This window comes from Paenibacillus thermotolerans (assembly GCF_028745515.1).
GTDB classification, from domain to species: domain Bacteria; phylum Bacillota; class Bacilli; order Paenibacillales; family YIM-B00363; genus Paenibacillus_AE; species Paenibacillus_AE thermotolerans.
The window spans coordinates 1-21,058 of record NZ_JAQZSG010000037.1 but is presented as its reverse complement, the minus strand read 5'-3'; the positions used below and the strand labels follow the sequence as shown (position 1 = coordinate 21,058).

Below are 21,058 nucleotides of genomic sequence, written 5' to 3'. Positions count from 1 at the left end.
TAGACTCAAAAAATGATACTATTCCGCTCTCCGCTACCCTAAAGTACGGCAACTATGGCTCCATACACTCAAAAAATGATCTTAAACCTACAGAGCTCAGTTGAAGAAAGCCAATAAGCTAAATTTTTGAAACTAACCGATCCGACAGGCTCAATTTTTGAGTATATAAGAGTGGATAAGGCGATGGAGATGTTATGCTCGGAAGTGAAGCTTACCGTAAAGGCCCGTCGCCGACAGGCTCGGAATGGAAACGAAATCGGGTTAACTCCCGAACAATATAGGAGTGCAAAAAAATTCAAATAATGAAAGGAACATGAGATGAATTTTTCGTCAGCGGAACGGCCTAATATTATTTTCATTATGAGCGACGACCATGCAGCGCACGCCATAAGCTGCTATGGCAGTAAGATTAACGAAACGCCGAACATCGACCGGATCGCGAAGGAAGGCATGCGATTGGACAACTGCTTTTGTACGAACGCCATTTGTACGCCGAGCAGGGCATCTATTTTAACGGGAACCTACAATCACGTGAACGGAGTGAAAACACTCTCGGACCGTCTGGACGGGCGGCAGCAGAACGTGGCGAAGCTTCTTCAGGGGAACGGCTATCAGACGGCCATGATCGGCAAATGGCATCTCGGGCACGGCGGAAACAGCGACCCGACCGGCTTCGATTTTTGGAGCGTCCTCCCGGGGCAGGGCGATTACTTTAATCCGGCCTTCTATGAAATGGGAGAAACGATTAAGGTGACCGGATATGCAACCGATATTATTACGGATAAATCGATGGATTGGATCGAGCGACGGGATAAGGATAAGCCGTTCTTCCTCATGTGCCATCATAAAGCGCCGCATAGGCCTTGGATTCCCGACGAGAAGCATGCGCATTTGTATGAAGATATCGACATTCCGGAGCCGGAGACGTTCAACGACAATTATGCGAACCGCTCTAGTGCGGCAGCCGCTGCCGAAATGCGAATCGATCGGGATTTGACCCGGAACGATTTGAAGATGGACCCGCCGCCGCACTTGGAGGGAGCAGCGCTTAAGAGCTGGAAATACCAGCGGTACATAAAAGATTATTTGCGGTGCATCGCATCCGTGGACGACAACGTAGGGCGTCTGCTTGACTATCTTGACGCCCAAGGGTTAGCGGAAAATACGATAGTCATTTATACGTCGGATCAAGGCTTCTTCCTCGGCGACCACGGCTGGTACGACAAGCGGTTTATGTACGAGGAATCGTTGCGCATGCCTTTCGTCGTCCGTTACCCGAAGGGGATAAAGGCCGGCAGTGTGAGCGAGCATATGGTATTGAACGTCGATTTCGCTCCCATGTTCCTGGATTACGCGGGCATCGACGTTCCCGAGTTCATGCAGGGGCATAGCTTCCGTCCGATTTTACAAGATGAGCGTCCGGCCGATTGGCGGACATCCATGTACTACCGATACTGGATGCATCTGTCCGAACACAAGGTTTATGCGCACTACGGCATTCGGACGCACCAATACAAGCTCATTTACTATTATGCGGATGCGTTGGGCTGCGCGGGGACGGAGGATATTCCGAAACCGCCGGAGTGGGAATTGTTCGATCTGAAGAAGGACCCGTACGAAATGATCAACGTGTATCATGACCCGGACTACGAGCGCGTTGTGCAGCTTTTGACCGATGAGCTTGATCGGCTCCAGGCCGAGGTCGGGGATGAACCTTGCGTCGCAACGTCCCGGTAATAATAAGGGAACACCTCCACGAGCCGGGTTGGTCCGGTCAAGGAGGCGTTTCCCTTTTTCTTTGTTATGCCAGATCCTTCCGCTCGTAGACGGGAACCGAAATGAGATACGCCAGAACGAATATAAGCAGCCCCACTCCCACACCTGCTGCGGTGAGCCATGCCATCCCTATGGTGGCGGACATTTTGCCTATGGCATATTGAAAGATGGAGAAGGTCGTCGCATACAGCATGATGATGGCAAATCCGACGTACTGCAGCAAAACACGGTCCAAGAACAGCGACAGCAAATAAGTGATCGATCCGATGGCGATAATGGAGGCGAATGCCCACGCCGCATCCGTCCATTGGAAATCCGGAAGATTTGCATCGATCAGCTGTACGACCAAGCTCGATATAAATACAAGAAGTCCGGAAAATACGGTGTACGCGATGAGCCCGAGAAATCTGGCGCGGATGACGTCTGTTCTTCGTACAGGCAAGCTGTTGATCAGCACGTGCGTATTATTTTTATCGTCGATTCCGATCGAGCCGGCTATGAGCATATACGCAATGGCGGTCATCGCCAACGTGTAACCGAGCTGGGTAAGAACCAGAAATACAAGATTGAAAATAAGTGCCAGCCAAAGATTACGCTTCTGAACTATGAGGTCTTTAGTAAGCAGCTTGAGCATTCCGTGCCCCTCCTTGCGCGGTGAAATACATAATTTCCTCGAGCGAAGCTTCATAAAGCTCGGCACCGGGGAATGCGGCCAGTGCGGTTTGGCGGTCGGCCGTCAAGCCTTCGAAGCCGGAGGACGTTTGGCGGCAGCCGACAAGCAAGCTTCGGCTTCCGTCGTCGACGCGTCCTTTCCCTTTGACCAATGCGTACCGATCGTTAATGTCTTCGACCGTTTCATGAAACACGAGCCGTCCTTTATGAAGGAAGGCAATGTAATCGGCGACGGATTCCAGATCGGTCGTAATGTGGGTCGAGAAAATGACGGTGCGCCTTTCATTCTGAATGTATTCCTGCAGCAGGTCGATCACTTCCCTTCGGACGACGGGATCCAGCCCGGAGGTCGGTTCGTCCATAATGAGCAGCTCCGTCTCATGGGAGAGTGCGATCGCCAGCGACAGCTTCATCTTCATACCCTTGGAATATTGCTTAATTTTTCGGCGAAGCGGCAGCTCGAATCGGTCCGCGTATTGGCGGAACGATTTCTCGTTCCAGCTGGAGTAGAACGGGGCGATGATTCGCTTCATTTCCTCCGCCGACAGATGCTCGTAAAAGTGGTTCTCGTCAAGCACAAATCCGATGCGTTCTTTAATTTCCACTCCATGTGTCGCGGGATCCAGTCCGAAGATGCGTATGTTTCCCGTATCCGGTCTTAGCAGCTGCAGCAAAATACGGAGCGTGGTGCTTTTTCCGGCGCCGTTCTGACCGATTAGTCCCGTAATATACCCTTGGTTGATCCGGAGCGATAACGGCTCCAGTGTAAATCCGCGAAATCGCTTCGATACTTTATGCAGTTCGATGGCCATCCTCGTTCAATCCTCCTCGTATTTCGCACGCAGCAGCTCTACCAAATCAGCCGAGCTCATGTTCAGCCGTTTTCCTTCCTTGACCGCTTCGCCGATCAGCTCGCGGACGCGCTCCTTCCGGTCCTCGAGCAGTTCCTCTGTTCGCTCCCATGAGACGAACGAGCCGCGTCCTACATGAGATGTAATGTAGCCGTCCCGTTCAAGCTCCTCGTATGCCCGTTTCGTTGTAATGACGCTGATGCGCAGGTCCTTGGCCAATTGCCGAATCGAGGGAAGCGCATATCCGTTTGGCAGCGTGCCGTCCCATATTTGTTCCTTGACTTGGCTGACGATCTGGGAGTAGATCGGCTCCCCCGAGCTCGGGGAGATCGTTATGTGCAACCGATATCACCTCAAGTGCGCCAAATGTATATATTACACATACACAATATATACGGTTGTAGTTCTGGCTGTCAACTGACGACTTAAAAAAGAGGCAGGTTTTAGGGAAAGTTGCTTTTTTCGAGGGAGGTGGCCGGTTTGATGGATCGAAAAGTACGGATGGCTGGCGGATCACTTCTAACGGACAAGGGTGCAGTTATTTGGTGTTTTGAATGGAGTTTGCAGTTTTAACGGACACTACTGCAGTTATTGCCTCGAAAAAGCAGGGATAAGCGTCAAAAATCGAGGTTTAGCGTCCGTGGCGTCCGTTAGCGGTTTGGCAGTGGGTAAATTGGCGAAATAACGTATGTGGCGTCCGTTAGCACTGCAGGGGTTAGCGAGGAGTGGCGAGAAACAGTGGAAAAATAAAACTGTAAAAGGGTTGCCCCTAAAAGTCATCTACGATAACTTTTGGGACAGCCCCATCTTCTCTATTTCAGCAGCCCGACCTGCTTCAGGCCGTTCATAATGCCGTCGTCCTTCACGTCCGTCGTCACATACTTAGCCGCCCGCTTCACCTCATCCGGCGCGTTCCCCATTGCGACGCTGTTGCCGACGAACTTCAGCATCTCCAGATCGTTGTAATGGTCGCCGAAAGCATATACGTCTTCCAAGCCGATGCCGACCCGTTCGATAAACCGGCCGATCCCGGCGGCCTTCGAGCCGTTAACCGGCATCACGTCCATCGATACCGGATGCCAGCGCACGAAACGGAGTTCGCCGGCGTATTTGGCGGTGTAAGCGGGCTCCTCGTCCGCGGTGCAGAACAGCAGCATCTGATAAATGTCCCGATGCAAATAATATTCCGCGTCATGTTCCGGAAGCGGGTACCTGAGGTTGCCGAAACCGGTTATCACTCGTTCGTGGTCAGGCATGCTTGTCTTCATTCCTTGCTCGTCCTGGTAGACGATCGGGTGCTCCCCCTTCAGCGCATCTTCCGTAAACGCCCGCAGCAGTTTCGGAGAGATCGGATTTCGGTAAATCGGCTCGCCGCGGTAGACGACATATTGTCCGTTCAAGCTAACATATGAATCAATGTTTAGCTCTTCAAGCAATGGCTTGAACATGAAAGGAGAGCGTCCGGTTGCGATGGCTACGTCGTGCCCGTCTCGCTGCAGCCGAGCGACCGCCTCCTTGGTGGACGAAGGGAGCTTCTTTTCATGGTCAAGCAGCGTTCCGTCGATATCGAAAAAAATAAGCTTTTGCGGCATCGTTTCTTCTCTCTCCTTCTCTTTATATCTTGATTTAAACGTATTCTAAAAATACCATTCCATCAAGAAAAATGACAGCCAGTAGCGGAAGAGGCGGTCCCCGGCGGGAATGGTGTTCGGGCGGATGAGCGTGTATAATAAGTCCAATCGTCGCAAAAATTGAAAAGAACCGTCCGGCGGCGATGCCGGACGGTTTTGTTTCCATAAAACTGAAAGGTGAGCGTATGCCGAAATCGTCCGCTTTGACTACCTCGTTCGCTTCGTTGCAATGGTTCTTTTTTATTTTTGCCAATACGGTCGTCGTACCGATCTCGATCGGCACGGCATTCCAGCTTCCGCCGGATGAAATCGCGGGCATTCTTCGAAGCTCGCTTATTTTTACAGGGTTGGCCGGCGTCATTCAGGGTCTGATCGGGCACCGCTTTCCGTTGATGGAAGGCCATTCGGGCGTCATGTGGGGCTTGTTGCTAAATTTGTCCGTTTCCGCATCAAGCATGGGGATGAGTCTGACCTCCATCGGCGGCGGCATTGCGACGGGGATGCTGCTGGCCGGCATTGTTGTGGCGGTGCTCGGAGCGTTGAACCTGATGACCTTTATCCAAAAGCTGTTTACTCCGATGGTCATGAGCGTGTACTTGTTTTTGCTGACGTTCCAGCTCATTCTGATCTTCTTCAAGGGCATGCTGAAAATATCGGAGGACGGCTCGCTCGACGTGCCTGTCAGCTTGTTCTCGGTCGGCATCGTGATCTTCGTTAGCTTACTTAAAATTAAGGGAAAAAGCGCGATCGGCAACTTTTCCATCCTGATCGGCATCATAGCCGGCTGGCTGTTGTATGTGCTGTTGTTCCCGTCGGAGAGTGCCGCGGCCGGAGGTGCGGCTTCGCTGCATGTGCCGCTGTTTCCGTTCGGGCTTCCGAACGGAAATGTCGGCATTATTGCGATCACCTTTCTTGCAAGCATGCTGAATATGAGCAATAACGTCGCCGCCGTCCGGGCCGTATCGGATTTGCTTCAAGAAGAGGCAACGCAAAGCCGATTACATCGGTCTTTTATACTGACCGGCGTTTATTCCGTCGCCGCCGCCGTGCTGGGTTTGGTGTCGTATGCGCCGTTCTCCTCCTCGATCGGATTTTTGGAAAGCACGCGTATTTTCGACCGAAAGCCGTTTCTGATCGGCGGCGCTCTGATGTCGATTCTAGGGCTCATTCCGGCCTTTGGCGGCTTATTGGCCGGCATGCCCGTAACGGTAGGAAACGCGGTGCTGTTCGTTGCGTATTTGCAGCTGTTCGGCACTTCGCTGAAAAGCTTGAAGGGAACCGAGTTCAATTCGGTAACCATCCACCGGTTGGCCGTGCCTGTGCTTGCGGGAGTCGGGATCATGAACGTGGACGTCAATCTGTTCGGCGGACTTCCGGTGCTAGTGCGGGCCTTCGTAACGAACGGCTTCATCATGGGAGTGCTGATTTCCATCCTTATGGAAATGACTATAAATTGGGAAAAGGCTTAAATAAAGACTGTCCATCGGACCGAAATCGTGCTACACTATTGCATATATTTCGGCTGTGTGTGACTGGCGCAGCGTGGGGAACCACGAGGGAGCACACAGAATATAAAGCCGTACGCCTGGGCGAAAGTGTTTGACGGGAGAACATCCGTCGAATGCTTTTTTTTGTGTCTCAAATCTTATCGACAAGGGAGACGTATCGCCGATGATGGCCTGGGAGCTGCTTACCTTTATCGGAACCGTTGCGTTTGCAATCAGCGGTTCGATTTCCGCAATGGAAGAGGAGTACGACATTTTGGGCGTTTACATGCTTGGGCTTGTAACCGCATTCGGCGGAGGAATGATCCGCAACGTGCTGATTGAAGTTTCCCCGCTGCAGCTTTGGTCCGAGAGTACGCTGATCATAGCGGCGTTGTCCGCGATTTCGATCGTTTATTTGATTCCGGATTTATGGTTTAAGCATGTGCGGAAGTGGATCTTTTTCGATGCGGTCGGACTTGCGGCTTTCGCGATTCAAGGCGCGCTGTACGCGGCTCACAAAAATCTCCCGATCCCGGCGATTGTTATGGCGGCACTGCTGACGGGCAGCGGCGGGGGCATCGTACGGGATGTGCTCGCCAAAAGAAAACCGCTTATTTTTCGGGAAGAGATTTACGGCGTATGGGCGTTGCTCGGAGGCTTGGCCGTCGGTCTCGGCTTCGGCCGGGACGGGTGGCAGATGTATGTTTTGTTTTTGCTCATCCTGTCTCTTCGCATGATTTCGGTATATAAAAACTGGCGTCTGCCGAAACGAAGCTTAAAAGCAGGAAAAAGATTGTCAAGCGCGAATGTATGACGATAGGCCTAGATATGATCGAATAAAGGAGCCGTACACCTATCATGGAAAAAGCAATACGCTTGGACGAGCTTTATCTTGCAAGAGCGGCGGAAGACGACCTCGAGCGCGTCCACTCGCTGTGGGCGGACGCTTTCGCCTTTATGCAGCGGAACGGCATCAATCAATGGATCGCCGAGCAGGTGACCTACGATGCGGTAAAATATGTATTTGATCTCAGCGAAATGTTCTTGGTGCTGGACGGCGAAGAAGCGGTCGGTACGTTCTTCTTGGTGGATTCGGACGAAGCGCTGTGGGGCGGCGAGACGAAGCCGGGAGAAGCGGGCTATTTGCACCGGCTTGTCGTGGACCGTCGTCATGCGGGAAGAGGAATCGGAGCGCGGATGCTTCAGCTGGCGGAGCAGTACTTGGCGGAGCGGGGCAAAGGCGTTTTCCGTCTGGATTGTATGGCCGATAACCCGAAGCTTAACGAATTTTACCGGTCGGCGGGCTTTACATTCATTCGTCGGGTGGACGGAGACGGCTGGAGCGCTAATTTGTACGAAAAAAAGGTTGATGATAAGCGGTAACATTTGGGATAATATAAGGCAGCGCATGGATTCCGTCGGGTTACACCGGCGGATTATTTTTGCGTTGAGGAGGCGCAGTCTATGACCCTTGAATCGATACTGATCGGACTCGTGTATTTGCTCAATATTGTGCTGGCGGCCGTCGTCATTTTTAAAGAAAGGAAAGACGTCGGCTCCACATGGGCTTGGCTGCTCGTCTTGTTTTTTATTCCTGTCCTCGGATTTATTATGTATTTGCTGACGGCGCAAAATTTCAGGCGAAAGCATCTGTTTTATTGGGAGGACTGGGGAAAGGTCGGAGTCGAGCAGCTGCTCGCGGAGCAGTTGACCCGGATCGAATCCGGCCGGTTTCATTACGGCAACGAGACGTCCCGTGCGAATAAAGACTTAATTTATATGCAGCTTTGCAATAATAACGCCTTTTATACGGAGGATAACGAGCTGGATATATTTACGGACGGGGAAGCGAAATTCAGCCGATTGTTTCAAGATATCGAGGCGGCCCGGGATTATATCCACGTTCAATATTATATTATCCAGAACGACAAGCTCGGCCGCCGGCTGATCGACGCCTTGACCGAGAAAGCGAAGCAGGGCGTTAAGGTCCGCGTGCTGTATGACGAGCTCGGCTCGAGAGGCTTGAAAAGAGGCTTCTTCCGAAAATACCGGGAGGCGGGAGGGCTCGCGGAGGCATTCTTTCCGTCCAAGCTGCGCCTGCTTAACTTCAGGATCAACTTTCGTAACCATCGCAAGCTGGTCATTATTGACGGAAAAATCGGATATGTGGGCGGCTTCAACGTCGGGGACGAGTATCTCGGATTAAACGAAAGATTCGGCTATTGGCGGGATACGCATTTGCGGATTCAAGGCACTGCCGTATATGCGCTTCATATGCGTTTTATTTTGGATTGGAATCAAGCCTCGAGCCGCAACGTAATTCATTATGCGCCGTCGCTGTTTCCCCCTATGGAGTCTAAAGGAGATGTCGGGCTGCAAATCGTCACGAGCGGTCCGGACTCGGACTTTGAGCATATCAAGAACGGTTATATGAAAATGATCGCATCCGCCAAGGAGTCCATTTACATACAAACTCCTTACTTTATTCCCGATTCGAGCCTGATGGATGCGATTCGCATCGCGGCTTTATCCGGCGTTGCGGTTCACCTGATGATTCCGGACAAGCCAGATCATATTTTCGTCTATTGGGCAACGCTTTCTTATGTCGGCGAGCTGCTGAAGGCGGGCGTGAAGGTTTATCAATACAATAACGGCTTCATCCATGCCAAGACTATTGTCGTTGACGAGCGCTTAGCGTCCGTAGGAACGGCCAACATCGATAACCGAAGCTTGAAGCTGAACTTCGAGGTGAACGCGTTTATTTACGACGAGTCGGTTTCGAAAAGACTTGCCGACATCTTCGCGCAGGATTTGGCGGTTTCCCGGCCGCTTTACCTTGAACAATACGAGCGGCGGCCGGGCTGGGTCCGGTTTAAAGAGTCGATTTCAAGGCTGCTGTCGCCTATTCTATAACGTTCGTATAATTGGAAACCTCAATCAGATTGAAATCGGGATCCCGGAAATAAACCGACTGGATCGGTCCCAAAGCGCCGGTGCGCGGCACCGGTCCTTCTTCCACCGCAACTCCAAGCAGCTTGAGCCGCTTCATTACCTCATCGATCGGCGTACTTGTAATAAAACACAAATCCGCAGAGCCGGGCGTAGGTACCGCCGCCTTCGGCTCGAATTCCTTGCCCAGCTGATGAAGGTTCATTTTTTGGCTGCCGAACTGCAGCGCCAACCGGCCTGCGCCGAAGCGGACGATTTCCATCCCCATAACTTCGGAGTAAAAAGCCGACGTCGCTTCCGGATCGCGCACCGTCAGCACTAGATGATCCAACCGTTCGATATGCATGACGCTCTCCCCTGTCCTTCTACATGTACCGGAAAATAATAGGGGATAATAGCGCATCCGTCAATCCGAAATTCGGTGCGCGATCGGCACGTATTTGTCCGAGCCGATCTCCTGCACATATTCGATTAACGCGTTGTACGCTTGATAGTACGGGAATAATCCGCCGATCTCCGCGGCGGAAGCCGGAGCGCTCGGGCGGGGGCTGCGGCTTAACGCTTGAATGAGCATGCGGGCGTGAGGGGACTTCGTTCCGGAAGAGGCGCGCTCTTGTACTCTCAGAACGAGACGAATCGCCCGATCGAGCCTTGAGGCTTCCGACAGCCGCAGATCCGCTTTCTGCAGCGCTTTAACAAGATCGCGTATGCGCTCCACCATCGTTTCGTACGTTCGAAACAGCTCCCCGGCGCCGGCGTCGGCGCTTTTATGAATCCACCGGTCCTCCCGAATGAGCTGGGATATACTCTTTCCCTTTTCGATATAAGACCTCACTTCTTCGATTTGTTTTCTCATCTCGGTTTTGTAAGGCGTCATTCGTCCGGACTGCACATCAAGCTGCACATAGTGAAGCAGTACGCGCAGCATTTGCTCGGACTTCGCCAGCAGCACCTCTTCGCGCTCCCGGTGCATCGGCCGGTGAATGGCGTTGACGGCAGTTCCGGCCAGCATTCCGATCAATACGAGAAAAAATTGGTGATACGCGGCGGTGCCCCCGGAGAAATGATCGGCCATTCCCAGCGTATTGACGGCTACGATGACGGAGAGCGTTAACGAGGTCGTCTGCTTGAAGCTCACATGCAGCGCCATCACCAGCAAAGAAACGGCCGAAATGACGAGCGCCCCGTTGCCGAGCAGGAGCGCGGCCGTTATGGCCGCAAGCGAGGAGAACAACGCGCTTGCCAGATGCAGCAGCGTGTGCCTGAGCGATTGGTACACCGAGGGCTGAACGGCCAGCATGGAGATGATCCCGGCAAAATGTGCCGGCTCCAACCTAAGCGCGCGGGCAATCGCGATGCTGATTGCAATGGAAATGACTGTTTTTACGACTCGAAGTCCGATTACCACCTGAGCTTCACTCCCATTCACTTTCATGTGATGTATAATAACATCAATGATTGTGAAATGGAGGTTTTGTGTTATATTTGCTTACGTATACGTAACCGAAAAAATAAAAACGGAGTTCTCAGGGTAGCCTGATGCTCCGTTTTCGTCTATTTAATCCATAATAAATCCGCCTAAATAGGTCAGCTTCACTGCTTCGATCCGAATGCTCTGGTTGACTGCCGGGGTTACGAGGGTCATATCGGCCCCCAAAGAAGCGAGCAGCAGCTGTCGGCCGATCGGGGACAGGAATGATATACGATTTTTGTCGGGGTCGCTTTCGGTAGGGTAGACGATCGTATACTCCTCCGATTCGCGATCCTCGTAGTAGTAAACTTTCACGGTGCTGCCTACCAAGACAGTCGTGTTCAGCGTATTGGACAGCGTCGAATCGTCCTGGGTCAAGATGAGCTCCAGCGCTTCCCAATACCGATGGATCAGCTTTTCCATTGCGGTCCGTTCCTTGTTCGGTTCCAGAAAATACATATCGAAAAAGGCCGTGTAATGTTCGTCGAAAAATATGAGCTGATTCACTAAGTGATTTCGGGCGCCGGTCATTATGCTAGGGTTCATTGTATGTGTCACCTCCGATTTTGTTGTTCCAGCCCTGTGTGACGATATTCATCCAAAACCCCTCCTTAGAAAAATAAGTCCCGCCGAAACGGGACCTATCGATATTATAATAGATTGCCTTCGCAAACTCCATGCGTGGTATGTATATTATAGGAAAAGAATCGAATTGTGATCTGCATCACACCTGACGATTGTTGCAGGCATTATACTTAACGGATAAGAAAAGCTGCGCGGAGGAGCGAGCGCCGCGGCGCGCGAAGGCGTGGCTTCGCTGCATGAAGGAAGCGATGGATGAGATCGGGCTCGGAGGTCTCGACCGGGAACTGTTTTACTCGCGCCTTACTATGGTGGCGGAGCATATGGTGAACTCGGCCGAGCGGGATTAAGACGAAAAGCGGTATAATCGGGAGCAATGCGCCATTCGGTTTCGAATGGCGCATTTTTTGGCGTCCTCGATAACCCTGCGGTGTTAACGGACACCGCAGACGCTATTTCGCCGATTTTGCTCACAGCTGTTCCTCTAGCGGACACCAGAGACGTTAAAACTTGATTTCTGGCGGTGTTCCCTGCTTTTTCGGTGCAATAACTGCAGTGGTGTCCGTTACAACTGAAAACTCCATTCAAAACGCCGAATAACTGCGTCCTTGTCCGTTAGAACGATCCGCCAGCCGCTTGGAGCCCAAAGGTACATCCCGCACCCTGTTGTGACATTTCCTGCCCGCCGCCGCGGCGTGCATCCTTTTGCACTCTGTGGTATAGTACATACTGTTTAATGTAAATCTGAAGCGGCTTCCGCCGCTTTAGGAGAGGTTCGGGAACTCCCTCTATAAAAAACTAATGACTAGGAGAATGAATATATGTCCGCAGGAAGAACGAAGGAAGACATGCCGCACGTTACGCTGCTCGGCAATCAGGGGACAACGTATGAGTTCGGTTACAATCCGAAGCTGCTCGAGACGTTCGAGAACAAGCACCCCGGCCGCGATTATTTCGTCAAATTCAATTGTCCCGAGTTTACGAGCCTTTGTCCGGTAACCGGTCAGCCGGATTTTGCGACTCTTTACATTTCTTATATTCCGGAACGAAAAATGGTGGAAAGCAAGTCTTTGAAGCTTTATTTGTTCAGCTTTCGCAACCACGGCGATTTTCACGAGGATTGCGTCAATATTATTATGAACGATCTGATCGAATTGATGGAACCCCGATATATTGAAGTATGGGGCAAGTTTACCCCTCGCGGGGGAATTTCCATTGATCCGTATTGCAATTGGGGACGCCCGGGGACGAAGTATGAAGCGATGGCGGAGCACCGTATGCTCAATCACGATTTATACCCTGAGAAGGTGGATAACCGGTAGAGCCGAGTAAGGGAATAATAACAGCCGTCGATCATTGCCGATGGCTGTTTTCATTTTACGATCGCTTTTATTTGACATTCGTCACAACGATTTTGCCGCCGCGGCATTATTGTAAAAAAATAACAACAAATTACAAACATTCTAAGGGGGACGCGGAGGGTGATAAAGGTACTTATTGCGGACGATCACAATTTGGTTCGCAAAGGACTGACGCTGCTGCTGCAATCAAGTCCCACAATCAAAGTCGTCGGAGAGGCGGCCGATCCCGAGGAGACGGTTCGCGAGCTTTGCAGGCTTGAACCGGACGTCGTTCTGATGGATTTGTCGTTCCCGGGCGGCAGAAGCGGATTAAGCGCCATAAGGGAAGGGCTGCTTCTCCGCCCGGTTACCAAATTTATTGTGCTGACGATGTACGACGATGAGCAATATGTCAGGCAAGCCGCAATCAGCGGTGCAAAGGGTTATTTATTGAAAACTTCCAGCAAGGAACAGCTCGAGAAGGCGATCGTTTCCGTATACGGAGGAAAATACTTCTTTGAGCCCGCCGCATCCGCGGAGACGGTGAAAGCTTGGTTAAGAGAGGCCGATCGGCCGAAACGGCCCCTGCTTACGAACAGGGAACGGGACATCGTAAGGCTGACGGCTCTCGGTTATTCGAACCGGGACATTGCTCAGCTGCTGCATATTAGCGTAAAGACGGCGGAAAATCATAAATACAAGGTTATGTCGAAGCTGAACCTTCGCACGAAGCAGCAGTTGATCCAATATGCGCTGAAAAACAATCTTATGGATTTGTCACACTAAACGGCGTTAGCCAAGGGAAGCAGCTTGACGAAATCCTCCGGCGGAAGCGGCTTGCCGAATACATAGCCTTGGACGATGTCGCAGCGCTCCTCCCGAAGCAGCGCAAGCTGATCCTCCGTCTCTACCCCTTCCGCCACGACGGACAGCTTTAAATTATGAGCCATTTGAATTAAGGCGCGCACGATGGTTCGGTCGTCGGCGCTGTCCGTTACGTTGCTAATGAAGGATCGGTCGATTTTCAAGGTGTTTAACGGGAATTTGCGCAAATAGTCGAAGGACGAGTACCCGGTGCCGAAATCGTCGAGGGAAATACATACTCCGATTCCCTTCAGCTTGCTTAACAGTTGAACCGTCAGTTCAGGATGTTCATCATGGTGCTCTCCGTCAATTCTATGTCAAGCAGCGAGGGCGGGAGCCCCGTTTCATGCAAAATTTGCTCGATCGTCTCGAAGAAGCCATCCTGTTGGAATTGAAGCATGGACAGATTGACGGAAATCTTCAACGAGCGCAATCCCAGATCGCGCCACTGCTTCGTTTGCAAGCATGCCCGATGCAGCACCCAACGATCAAGGGAAACGATAAGTCCCGTATCCTCCGCCACCGGAATAAATTCGTTCGGAGGGACGAGGCCGTAGTCTTTGGATTGCCACCGGATTAACGCTTCCATGCCGACGATTTCGTTCGTTTGAATATTGACTTTCGGTTGATAATGCAGAACGAATTCTTCGTTATCGAACGCTTTGCGCAATTGACTTTCGATCCTAAGCGGGCGCTTCCCTGTGTAGCAGGACAAATCGTGAAAGCGGTATTTGTTTCTGCCGGACATCTTGGCGCGATACATGGCCGAGTCCGCTTTCTGTATTAACGTGTCGGGGTCGCTGCCGTCTGCCGGACACATGCTGATGCCGATGCTGCAGGTAACATAAAGCTCGTTGCCTTCGATAAGAATCGGTTTGCCCATAACATGGATGATTTTCTCGGCAACCCGCTTGCAATCGTCCTCGGACAATACATTCGGGAGCAGCACAATGAGCTCGTCCCCTCCGATTCTGGCAACGGTGTCGCTGGCGCGGATGCATTGCTTAAGCCTTTCTCCGATCGCCTGCAGCAGCTTATCTCCAACGGAATGGCCCAAGCTGTCGTTGATGCGCTTGAACCGGTCCAAATCAATGAATAATACTCCCGCTTTTCTGTTGCTGTTTTGCACATGTTGAATGGCCTGGACGATTCGATCCTGCAGAAGGAGCCGGTTGGGCAAGCCGGTTAATATGTCGTGCTGCGCCTGATAATGAATTTTCGCCTCCAAATCTTTGCGAACCGTAATGTCATTGAAGATGGCGACATAATGGGTGATTTCGCCGGAAGCGTCTTTGACGGCGCTAATCGACAGCTCTTCCGCGTACAAGGTTCCGTTCTTTTTCTTATTCCATATTTCCCCGTGCCATTTGCCGGTATGGTTAATTTCCGACCACATCCGGTCATAAAACTCTTTATTATGCCAGCCGGAGCTTAACATACTCGGACGGGCGCCGAGGACCTCTTCCGCGCCGTAACCCGTAAGCTCGGTGAACGATGGATTGACATACAGAATGGATTGATTGCGGTCCGTCAGCATAACGCCTTCCGACACGTTCTCAAATACTTCCGTCGCCAGCGCATTCTTCTCCTGCGCCCGCTTCCAGTCCGTTATGTCTCTGGCGACCGTCGAGTAGTGATCCAACGTACCGTCAGGCCGTTTATGCGCGACGATGACCTGCGATACGGGAATCAGTTTCCCCGTTCTCGCGAGCAGTACGGATTCGCCGTGCCACACGCCCTTTGCTTCGGCCTCGGCCAAGGCGGCATCAAGCTTCCCCCGTAAGCTTGGAGAGTGCGCATCGCGAAGAAGCATGCTTGAAATATCCTCCCCCTCGCCGATATCCAGCATCCGGAGCGCCGCTTTGTTGAAATATTCGATCGTTCCCGATACATTCACAACGGCCATTAAGTCGGTCGTTTCCTCCATGATCGCCAGCAGCCTGTCGCGCGCTTTTTGGATAAGCAAGCGGTCGCCGATATCGCGGAAGACGATGACGTGTCCGGTTATGTCGCCGGATGCCGAGACAATGGGCGAAGCGGTCAGTTCGACTTCCAGCATCCGATGCAGCTTGGTCAGCAGATGTCCCGATTGGATATCTTTGTTGATGTCTATCGACTGTTGTTTGCTTCCGTCGACTATGTTTATGATTTCCTTGATCGGCCGACCGGCCGCCTCCTTCATGCTCCACCCCGTCAAATACTGCGCATTCCGGTTCATAAAATCGACCCTGTGCTCGCTGTCCGCGATGACGACAGCGTCATAGATGCTTTGAAAGGCGGTATGCACTTGTTCAAATTGCCGCTGAAGCTCCAGCTTCAATTGCTCCAGCTTCCGCATCGGCTGATCGATATTTTCCCGGTAAATCGCTTTGAACACGAAGATGAGCGCTAGTATTTTATAGATATGCCCAAGCAAATTGACGCTGTCGTGAGCGGAGTGATAAAGCGTGAAGCAAAGCTGGCTGGCCGTCATGGCGATGATGGCGGCAACCATATGGCGGGAATTGAATATGACGCGGCGATTGCCGGTTTTCGCCGCTAGAAGCAAGATGTTGAATATATGTATCAATGCGAGGGCATAATCGACGGACGCTTTAAAAGGTGTAAAACCTTGGCCCTCCATGATGGTCTGCGGATAAAGGTCCGAATGGAACAGTCCGAACCAGGCGATCGCGATTGCGGCGGCTGCCGCTGCTGCATAGAGAAGGTACCGTGAGGGTTTCTTGCGAATCGGATGGACGGGAACCGCCGTAAAGACGGTCAGCGCGGACGCGGCAATCAACCGTGACATTTGCCAAAAGAAAATGGCTTTGTGCGTGCCGCCGGGAGAAAGCAGATGAAGCAAATCGAGCGTCCCGACGGCCATAAAGCCGCAGGAGAGAATCAGAAAGTTTCCCGGCCGGTAAGAGTCATATGCTCTTAAGCCGATATAAAAGATTACGAACGAGATCGACGCCGACACCGTCTCCAGAAGCACGTGAACGGACAAGTGTCTGTTTATTACGAATTCCGCGGGGAACAGGAGCGATACGGCCATTACGGCGGTTAAAGCTGCAGCCCAGATCAGTTGGCTTTTCCATTTGAAGTTTTGAGAAGAAAAAAATGTGGATGCATCCTTCACAGCCGGAACTCCTTTTTTCACATCTATTGTTAACAATCTGACAATATCTATTGTAAATTGTCGGATTTTGAAAGGTAATAGGGGAATTTCCTTATTTTTTGTCGAAGGCTGTTCAAATACAATGAAGATAAGCTGTTTCATTCAACAGGAGGAATATCGTTGAGTATCCAAGTCATGTTGGTCGATGACCACGCCATTGTCCGTTCCGGTTTAACGATGTTAATTAACTCTCAGGACGATATGAAGGTCGTCGCCGGCGTCGGAAGCGGGGAGGAGGCGTTCGAGAAAGCGATGGAGCTGCGTCCGGACGTCATTGTTATGGATTTGAATATGCCCGGCGAGAACGGTCTGGTTACGACCGGCCGAATCAAGAAGGAGTTCCCGCAATCCGAAATATTGGTGCTTACGATGCATGACGATAAGGAGTATTTGTTTCGGGTTTTTAACGCCGGCGCGTCCGGATATATATTGAAGAGTGCCGACGATATGGACGTCATGACGGCCATTCGAACCGTGTACCGCGGCGAAGCGTATCTTTATCCGCAAGCGACCAAATCGTTGATCGAAGAGTATATTTTACACGTTAACAAAGGCGAGAAATCGGACAGCTATGATGAACTGACGCCTCGGGAGAAGGAGATTTTATCCTTTATTGTGAAAGGGTACTCAAATAAGGAAATTGCGGAGATGCTCTTCTTATCGGTGAAAACGGTCGAGGTCCATAAGTCGAATATTGTCGGAAAACTGCAGCTCAAAACCCGTTCCGAATTAGTGCAATATGCGATTCGGAGAGGAATTTTGGAAATCGGCTAATTTACATACGCAACGGGGGGCTAGCCATCATGGACGATCTTTTCAAAAAAACTTCGATGCACAGCCTCATAGCGGCCGCATTCAATTTGCTTCTTATCGCTTTGTTCGCTTGGCTGCTCCATGACAATACGGTTGCCTGCTTGATCGTACTGCCGGTATTGGCCGCTTTGTTTTGCTACGTTTCCATGCGCATTTGTTTTTATTTAAGCTTGAAAAAGGGTAAAGCCAGCGAGCAGAACTTCCGGCATATGATAACGAAAAGCGTTATCCAGGCGCAGGAAGAGGAAAGAAGGAGGGTTTCCAGAGATTTGCACGACAGTGTCGGACAAGCGTTGTACAGCGTACTGATCGGCTTGAAAATCGTGAATCAATTGAAGATGGAGGAGTCCGTCAAGGATCATCTGTTGGAGGTCGAGCGGTTAACTTCGAAAGCGATGGATGAGGTCAAATCGCTGGCGGTTGAGCTCCGCCCTCCGACTTTGGACGATTTAGGGCTGATTCCGGCATTGAAGACTTATTTTGAGCGTTACGAGTACTTGTTCGGCATTCGCGTAAAACTGACCGTGCAGGGCCGCCCGCGCCGATACGGTCCGCATCTGGAAACCGCGATTTATCGAATTTGCCAAGAGGCTTTGACGAATGCGGCGAAATATGCGGACACGGCCGAGGTTGAGGTCGTCGTCGAGGATGAGGGGGACGTCTTAACGATCGTCATCAAAGATTACGGGAGAGGCTTTGAGCCGGCGGAATCGGAGAGAAACAACGGGCTCGGACTGTACAGCATGCAAGAGCGGGCGGCGCTAATGAACGGAAAAGCGGAAATTCACTCCGTTCCGGGTGCGGGAACAACCGTTACGGTCGTCGTTCCGGTTAAATAAGCAACAAGATACGAGATTTCCCCTAATAAAAATAAGGGCTTCCCCAGATGCGGCGGAGGCGCTATTTTTACCATAATAATGTATCGACTTATTGACGGGGGTAATCAATGGCACACTCGCTTGAAGTACCGCATTTTTCGACGGACGATGACCTGAAGGAAGAATACATGCTCATTTCAAAGCTGCTGTTCGAGGATATAAGCCAAATACTGTACAGCGTGCTACTCGGACTGAATGTGATCGAACAGCAGGTACAGGAAGGGCCCGTTTCTCAACATTTTCAGAGCGTAAAACAGTTAGCGGCTCAATCGTTGGAAAGGGTCAGAAGTTATGCGGCCGGCACCTGCTATTATGTATTGGCGACTTTGGGCTTAATTCCGGCTTTATTCCGGTGGACCCGGCAGTTCGAAGCGAACGGCGGCTGTAAAGTCCGGTTGGAGACGGCAGGATTTGCGGAAGGAGAAAGGATCGCCTCCGAACACGAAATGAAAGCGTATTCAATCGTCAAACATCTCATCTTAAGCCTTCGTCAAGTTGACGATGATCATCAGGAGCTGTATGTAAAGCTTGAAAAATCGAACGGGAGTATGGCGATTCAATGCGGGGGGCGGATCGGACGAGAGGCGGACGATTCAGCCGTATTTCTTACGCCGCAGCTATGGGGTAAGCTGTCCGAGCTTAACGGCCTTATGGAAGTAAAAGTGCATGCGGGAGAAGACGCATTGGACTATGAGGTCAAAATAAGGTTAGCGCTGCCCCTGCCGGAACTATACGAATGAAACATGGTCTGAAGCGCTGTAATTAACGATCGCAAATTTACGAATGGACGAGGAGCGGTTTCCATGGACGGTATGAAACTACGAGGCAAGATGCTGGTCATATTGCTCTTTCCGGTGTTGGCATTAATAATTACGTGTATCCTTTCCATCTACTATATGAATCAATTGACGAACGATTTATCGCAGGCTTTGTACGATGTAAACTACCGTTCTTCCAATCTATTGTTGAATGCGGACCGGGATTTGTATCAGGCGCGCATCGCTTTGCGGGAAGCGGCAAGCGAGGGCGGCTCCGAAAGCGGCATTGAGGATTTCCGGGGCAATATTGGACAAGTAAGAGAAAGAACCGGCCAAGCGGAACAAATCTTGAACGGGGAGAAGGAATTTCGCAGCATCATTCATCCGGAATCCGGCAAAGATTCGTTCTATCATCTCACCGCATTTAAATCCGATTTGGACCGGTGGATCGAGCAAAGCGAGCGGTTGATCGAAAGTAGAAGCTTTGAAACGGAAGACAAGCAGCAGAATGAAGCGCTGTTTGAAACGGCCAGAACGAATTTGGATAGGGTTCAGGAGATGCTGGACACGAACGCAAAGCAAAATATGGCCGCCGCAAACCGTACGAAGCTTCAGTCTTTGCTGCTTCTTGCGGGGATTTCGGGGGTGCTGCTGCTGATTGCGGTTATCATCGGCTGGAAAATATCGCAAGGCATCGTCCGCACCGTGTCGGAGGTGTCCGTGAGGACCCGCAGCATTTCCGAAGGGGGGTTGCACGAAGAGGCGCTCCTTGTCCGATCGAACGATGAAATCGGCGAACTGGCAGCCTCGTTGAACCAGATGGCAGCCAATTTGCGGCACATGATCGGCGAAGTAAAAGGTTCGGCCGAAGCGGTCGAAACCGCGACCAGGGACATAAACGTCAGCATGGAGGAAATCGCCGGAGGAAGCGCAAGTCAAGCGGAATCGGCTCAGACGATCAATGAGCTGTTCGCCGAGTTCAATGAAGCGATCAACGCGGTTGCCAGCAGCGCCGGACAAGCCTCCGAGCTGGCGAACCAGGCGCTTTCGGCGGCGAATGAGGGCGGCGATTCGGTTCGTCATTTCATTGAAGGAATCCGACAAGTGAGCAGCCAGATGAATCAGCTGGAGAAGGATTCCAACCAGATCGGCGAAATTATCGATGTCATTGAAGATATTGCGGATCAGACCAATCTGCTGGCGTTAAATGCGGCGATCGAAGCGGCCAGAGCCGGCGACCAGGGAAGAGGGTTCGCCGTCGTGGCCGACGAAGTGCGGAAGCTGGCGGAGCGAAGCGCCCAAGCGACGAAACAAATCGGGGCTATTATACATGCGATGCAGCAAAGCACGAACGCAAGCGTGAAATCGGCCGCCGATAATGCGGAGTACGCCCGGCGGTCGGCGGCATCCTTCGACCGTATCGTATCCGTATTGAATGCGACGTCGCAGAGGGTGCATGAGATCGCGGCGGCAGGCGAACAACAAGCCGCTCAATCGGCCGAGGTCATGCATTCCATTAACACCATTGCGGCGGTAAGCGAGGAAGCCGCGGCAGGCGCTCACGAAACGGCGGCTACCGTCCAATCGTTGTCGGGAATGGCAGGAGCGCTGCGCAAGTCCGTCGATTATTTCAGATTGTAGCGGTCTTCTTATACGACGCGCTGATCAGCGACCGATCTTACAAAAAAAGCATGTCATCCGCGAAAGCGGTCCGATACATAGAGTCGCAGAAAGGAATTCATTTCGACCCGAAAATTACGGAAGTATTTTTGGAGCTTCACGAATCGAGTAGATAGGGGCGGCTAGCCCCTGACCTCTCACACCAC

18 protein-coding genes, 1 pseudogene and 2 riboswitches are annotated in these 21,058 nt (G+C 51.6%); of the genes and pseudogenes, 11 read left to right on the top strand and 8 right to left on the bottom strand.

The window, feature by feature from the left end:
* The first annotated feature begins 318 nt into the window (after positions 1–318).
* Complete coding sequence (locus tag PT964_RS22290; RefSeq protein ID WP_274365566.1) at positions 319–1,737, top strand: sulfatase family protein; 1,419 nt, start codon at positions 319–321, stop codon at positions 1,735–1,737.
* A 64-nt stretch (positions 1,738–1,801) separates the two neighbouring features.
* Here the strand turns inward: PT964_RS22290 and PT964_RS22285 are convergent, their stop codons facing one another.
* From PT964_RS22285 to PT964_RS22270, 4 genes are all read right to left on the bottom strand, one after another.
* Complete coding sequence (locus PT964_RS22285; protein WP_274365565.1) at positions 1,802–2,410, bottom strand: ABC-2 transporter permease; 609 nt, start codon at positions 2,408–2,410, stop codon at positions 1,802–1,804.
* A complete protein-coding gene (locus tag PT964_RS22280) occupies positions 2,391–3,260 on the bottom strand; it encodes an ABC transporter ATP-binding protein (RefSeq protein WP_274365564.1) in 870 nt (289 codons plus the stop codon). Before PT964_RS22280 ends, PT964_RS22285 begins: the two co-directional genes overlap by 20 nt.
* 6 nt (positions 3,261–3,266) lie before the next feature.
* Complete coding sequence (locus tag PT964_RS22275) at positions 3,267–3,641, bottom strand: GntR family transcriptional regulator (RefSeq protein WP_274365563.1); 375 nt, start codon at positions 3,639–3,641, stop codon at positions 3,267–3,269.
* A gap of 470 nt (positions 3,642–4,111) precedes the next feature.
* Positions 4,112–4,891, bottom strand: coding sequence for a Cof-type HAD-IIB family hydrolase (locus tag PT964_RS22270; protein WP_274365562.1), 780 nt, complete (start codon positions 4,889–4,891; stop codon positions 4,112–4,114).
* Between the two features lie 224 nt (positions 4,892–5,115).
* On the opposite strand from PT964_RS22270, the gene PT964_RS22265 reads away from it, so the two are divergent.
* From PT964_RS22265 to cls, 4 genes are all read left to right on the top strand, one after another.
* On the top strand, positions 5,116–6,399 hold the full coding sequence (locus PT964_RS22265; protein WP_274365561.1) for a uracil/xanthine transporter: 1,284 nt from the start codon (positions 5,116–5,118) through the stop codon (positions 6,397–6,399).
* Positions 6,400–6,448: 49 nt separating this feature from the next.
* Positions 6,449–6,528, top strand: a riboswitch (ZMP/ZTP riboswitch).
* A gap of 76 nt (positions 6,529–6,604) precedes the next feature.
* The gene (locus tag PT964_RS22260; protein ID WP_274365588.1) at positions 6,605–7,231 is read left to right on the top strand and encodes a trimeric intracellular cation channel family protein; all 627 of its coding nucleotides are present in this window, start codon (positions 6,605–6,607) and stop codon (positions 7,229–7,231) included.
* A gap of 44 nt (positions 7,232–7,275) precedes the next feature.
* Entirely contained in the window at positions 7,276–7,800 is a 525-nt protein-coding gene (locus tag PT964_RS22255; RefSeq protein ID WP_274365560.1) for a GNAT family N-acetyltransferase, read from the top strand.
* Positions 7,801–7,881: 81 nt separating this feature from the next.
* A complete protein-coding gene (gene cls, locus PT964_RS22250) occupies positions 7,882–9,330 on the top strand; it encodes a cardiolipin synthase (protein ID WP_274365559.1) in 1,449 nt (482 codons plus the stop codon).
* On the opposite strand, the gene PT964_RS22245 is transcribed toward cls, so the two are convergent.
* The 3 genes from PT964_RS22245 to PT964_RS22235 all read right to left on the bottom strand — a co-directional run bounded on the left by PT964_RS22245 (position 9,320) and on the right by PT964_RS22235 (position 11,383).
* On the bottom strand, positions 9,320–9,712 hold the full coding sequence (locus PT964_RS22245) for a VOC family protein (RefSeq protein ID WP_274365558.1): 393 nt from the start codon (positions 9,710–9,712) through the stop codon (positions 9,320–9,322). The two genes, cls and PT964_RS22245, sit on opposite strands and share 11 nt — an antisense overlap.
* Before the next feature lie 60 nt (positions 9,713–9,772).
* Positions 9,773–10,774, bottom strand: coding sequence for an FUSC family protein (locus PT964_RS22240; RefSeq protein WP_274365557.1), 1,002 nt, complete (start codon positions 10,772–10,774; stop codon positions 9,773–9,775).
* A 150-nt stretch (positions 10,775–10,924) separates the two neighbouring features.
* Positions 10,925–11,383 carry a GreA/GreB family elongation factor gene (locus tag PT964_RS22235; RefSeq protein ID WP_274365556.1) on the bottom strand — a complete coding sequence of 153 codons (459 nt, stop codon included), beginning with the start codon at positions 11,381–11,383 and terminating at the stop codon, positions 10,925–10,927.
* Between the two features lie 800 nt (positions 11,384–12,183).
* Positions 12,184–12,227, top strand: a riboswitch (PreQ1 riboswitch).
* A gap of 13 nt (positions 12,228–12,240) precedes the next feature.
* On the opposite strand from PT964_RS22235, the gene queF reads away from it, so the two are divergent.
* Positions 12,241–12,741: a preQ(1) synthase gene (gene queF, locus PT964_RS22230; RefSeq protein ID WP_274365555.1), complete on the top strand. Its 501-nt coding sequence runs from the start codon at positions 12,241–12,243 to the stop codon at positions 12,739–12,741.
* A 159-nt stretch (positions 12,742–12,900) separates the two neighbouring features.
* Positions 12,901–13,545 carry a response regulator gene (locus PT964_RS22225; protein WP_274365554.1) on the top strand — a complete coding sequence of 215 codons (645 nt, stop codon included), beginning with the start codon at positions 12,901–12,903 and terminating at the stop codon, positions 13,543–13,545.
* Here PT964_RS22225 and PT964_RS22220 read toward each other — a convergent pair.
* Positions 13,542–16,660: pseudogene (locus tag PT964_RS22220) on the bottom strand (bifunctional diguanylate cyclase/phosphodiesterase). The gene PT964_RS22225 and the pseudogene PT964_RS22220 overlap by 4 nt on opposite strands.
* Before the next feature lie 243 nt (positions 16,661–16,903).
* On the opposite strand from PT964_RS22220, the gene PT964_RS22215 reads away from it, so the two are divergent.
* The 4 genes from PT964_RS22215 to PT964_RS22200 all read left to right on the top strand — a co-directional run bounded on the left by PT964_RS22215 (position 16,904) and on the right by PT964_RS22200 (position 20,873).
* Positions 16,904–17,557, top strand: coding sequence for a response regulator (locus tag PT964_RS22215; protein ID WP_274365553.1), 654 nt, complete (start codon positions 16,904–16,906; stop codon positions 17,555–17,557).
* A gap of 29 nt (positions 17,558–17,586) precedes the next feature.
* Positions 17,587–18,435: a sensor histidine kinase gene (locus PT964_RS22210; RefSeq protein ID WP_274365552.1), complete on the top strand. Its 849-nt coding sequence runs from the start codon at positions 17,587–17,589 to the stop codon at positions 18,433–18,435.
* A gap of 107 nt (positions 18,436–18,542) precedes the next feature.
* Positions 18,543–19,214 carry a hypothetical protein gene (locus tag PT964_RS22205; protein ID WP_274365551.1) on the top strand — a complete coding sequence of 224 codons (672 nt, stop codon included), beginning with the start codon at positions 18,543–18,545 and terminating at the stop codon, positions 19,212–19,214.
* 63 nt (positions 19,215–19,277) lie between these two features.
* Positions 19,278–20,873, top strand: coding sequence for a methyl-accepting chemotaxis protein (locus PT964_RS22200; RefSeq protein ID WP_274365550.1), 1,596 nt, complete (start codon positions 19,278–19,280; stop codon positions 20,871–20,873).
* Positions 20,874–21,058: the final 185 nt, after the last annotated feature.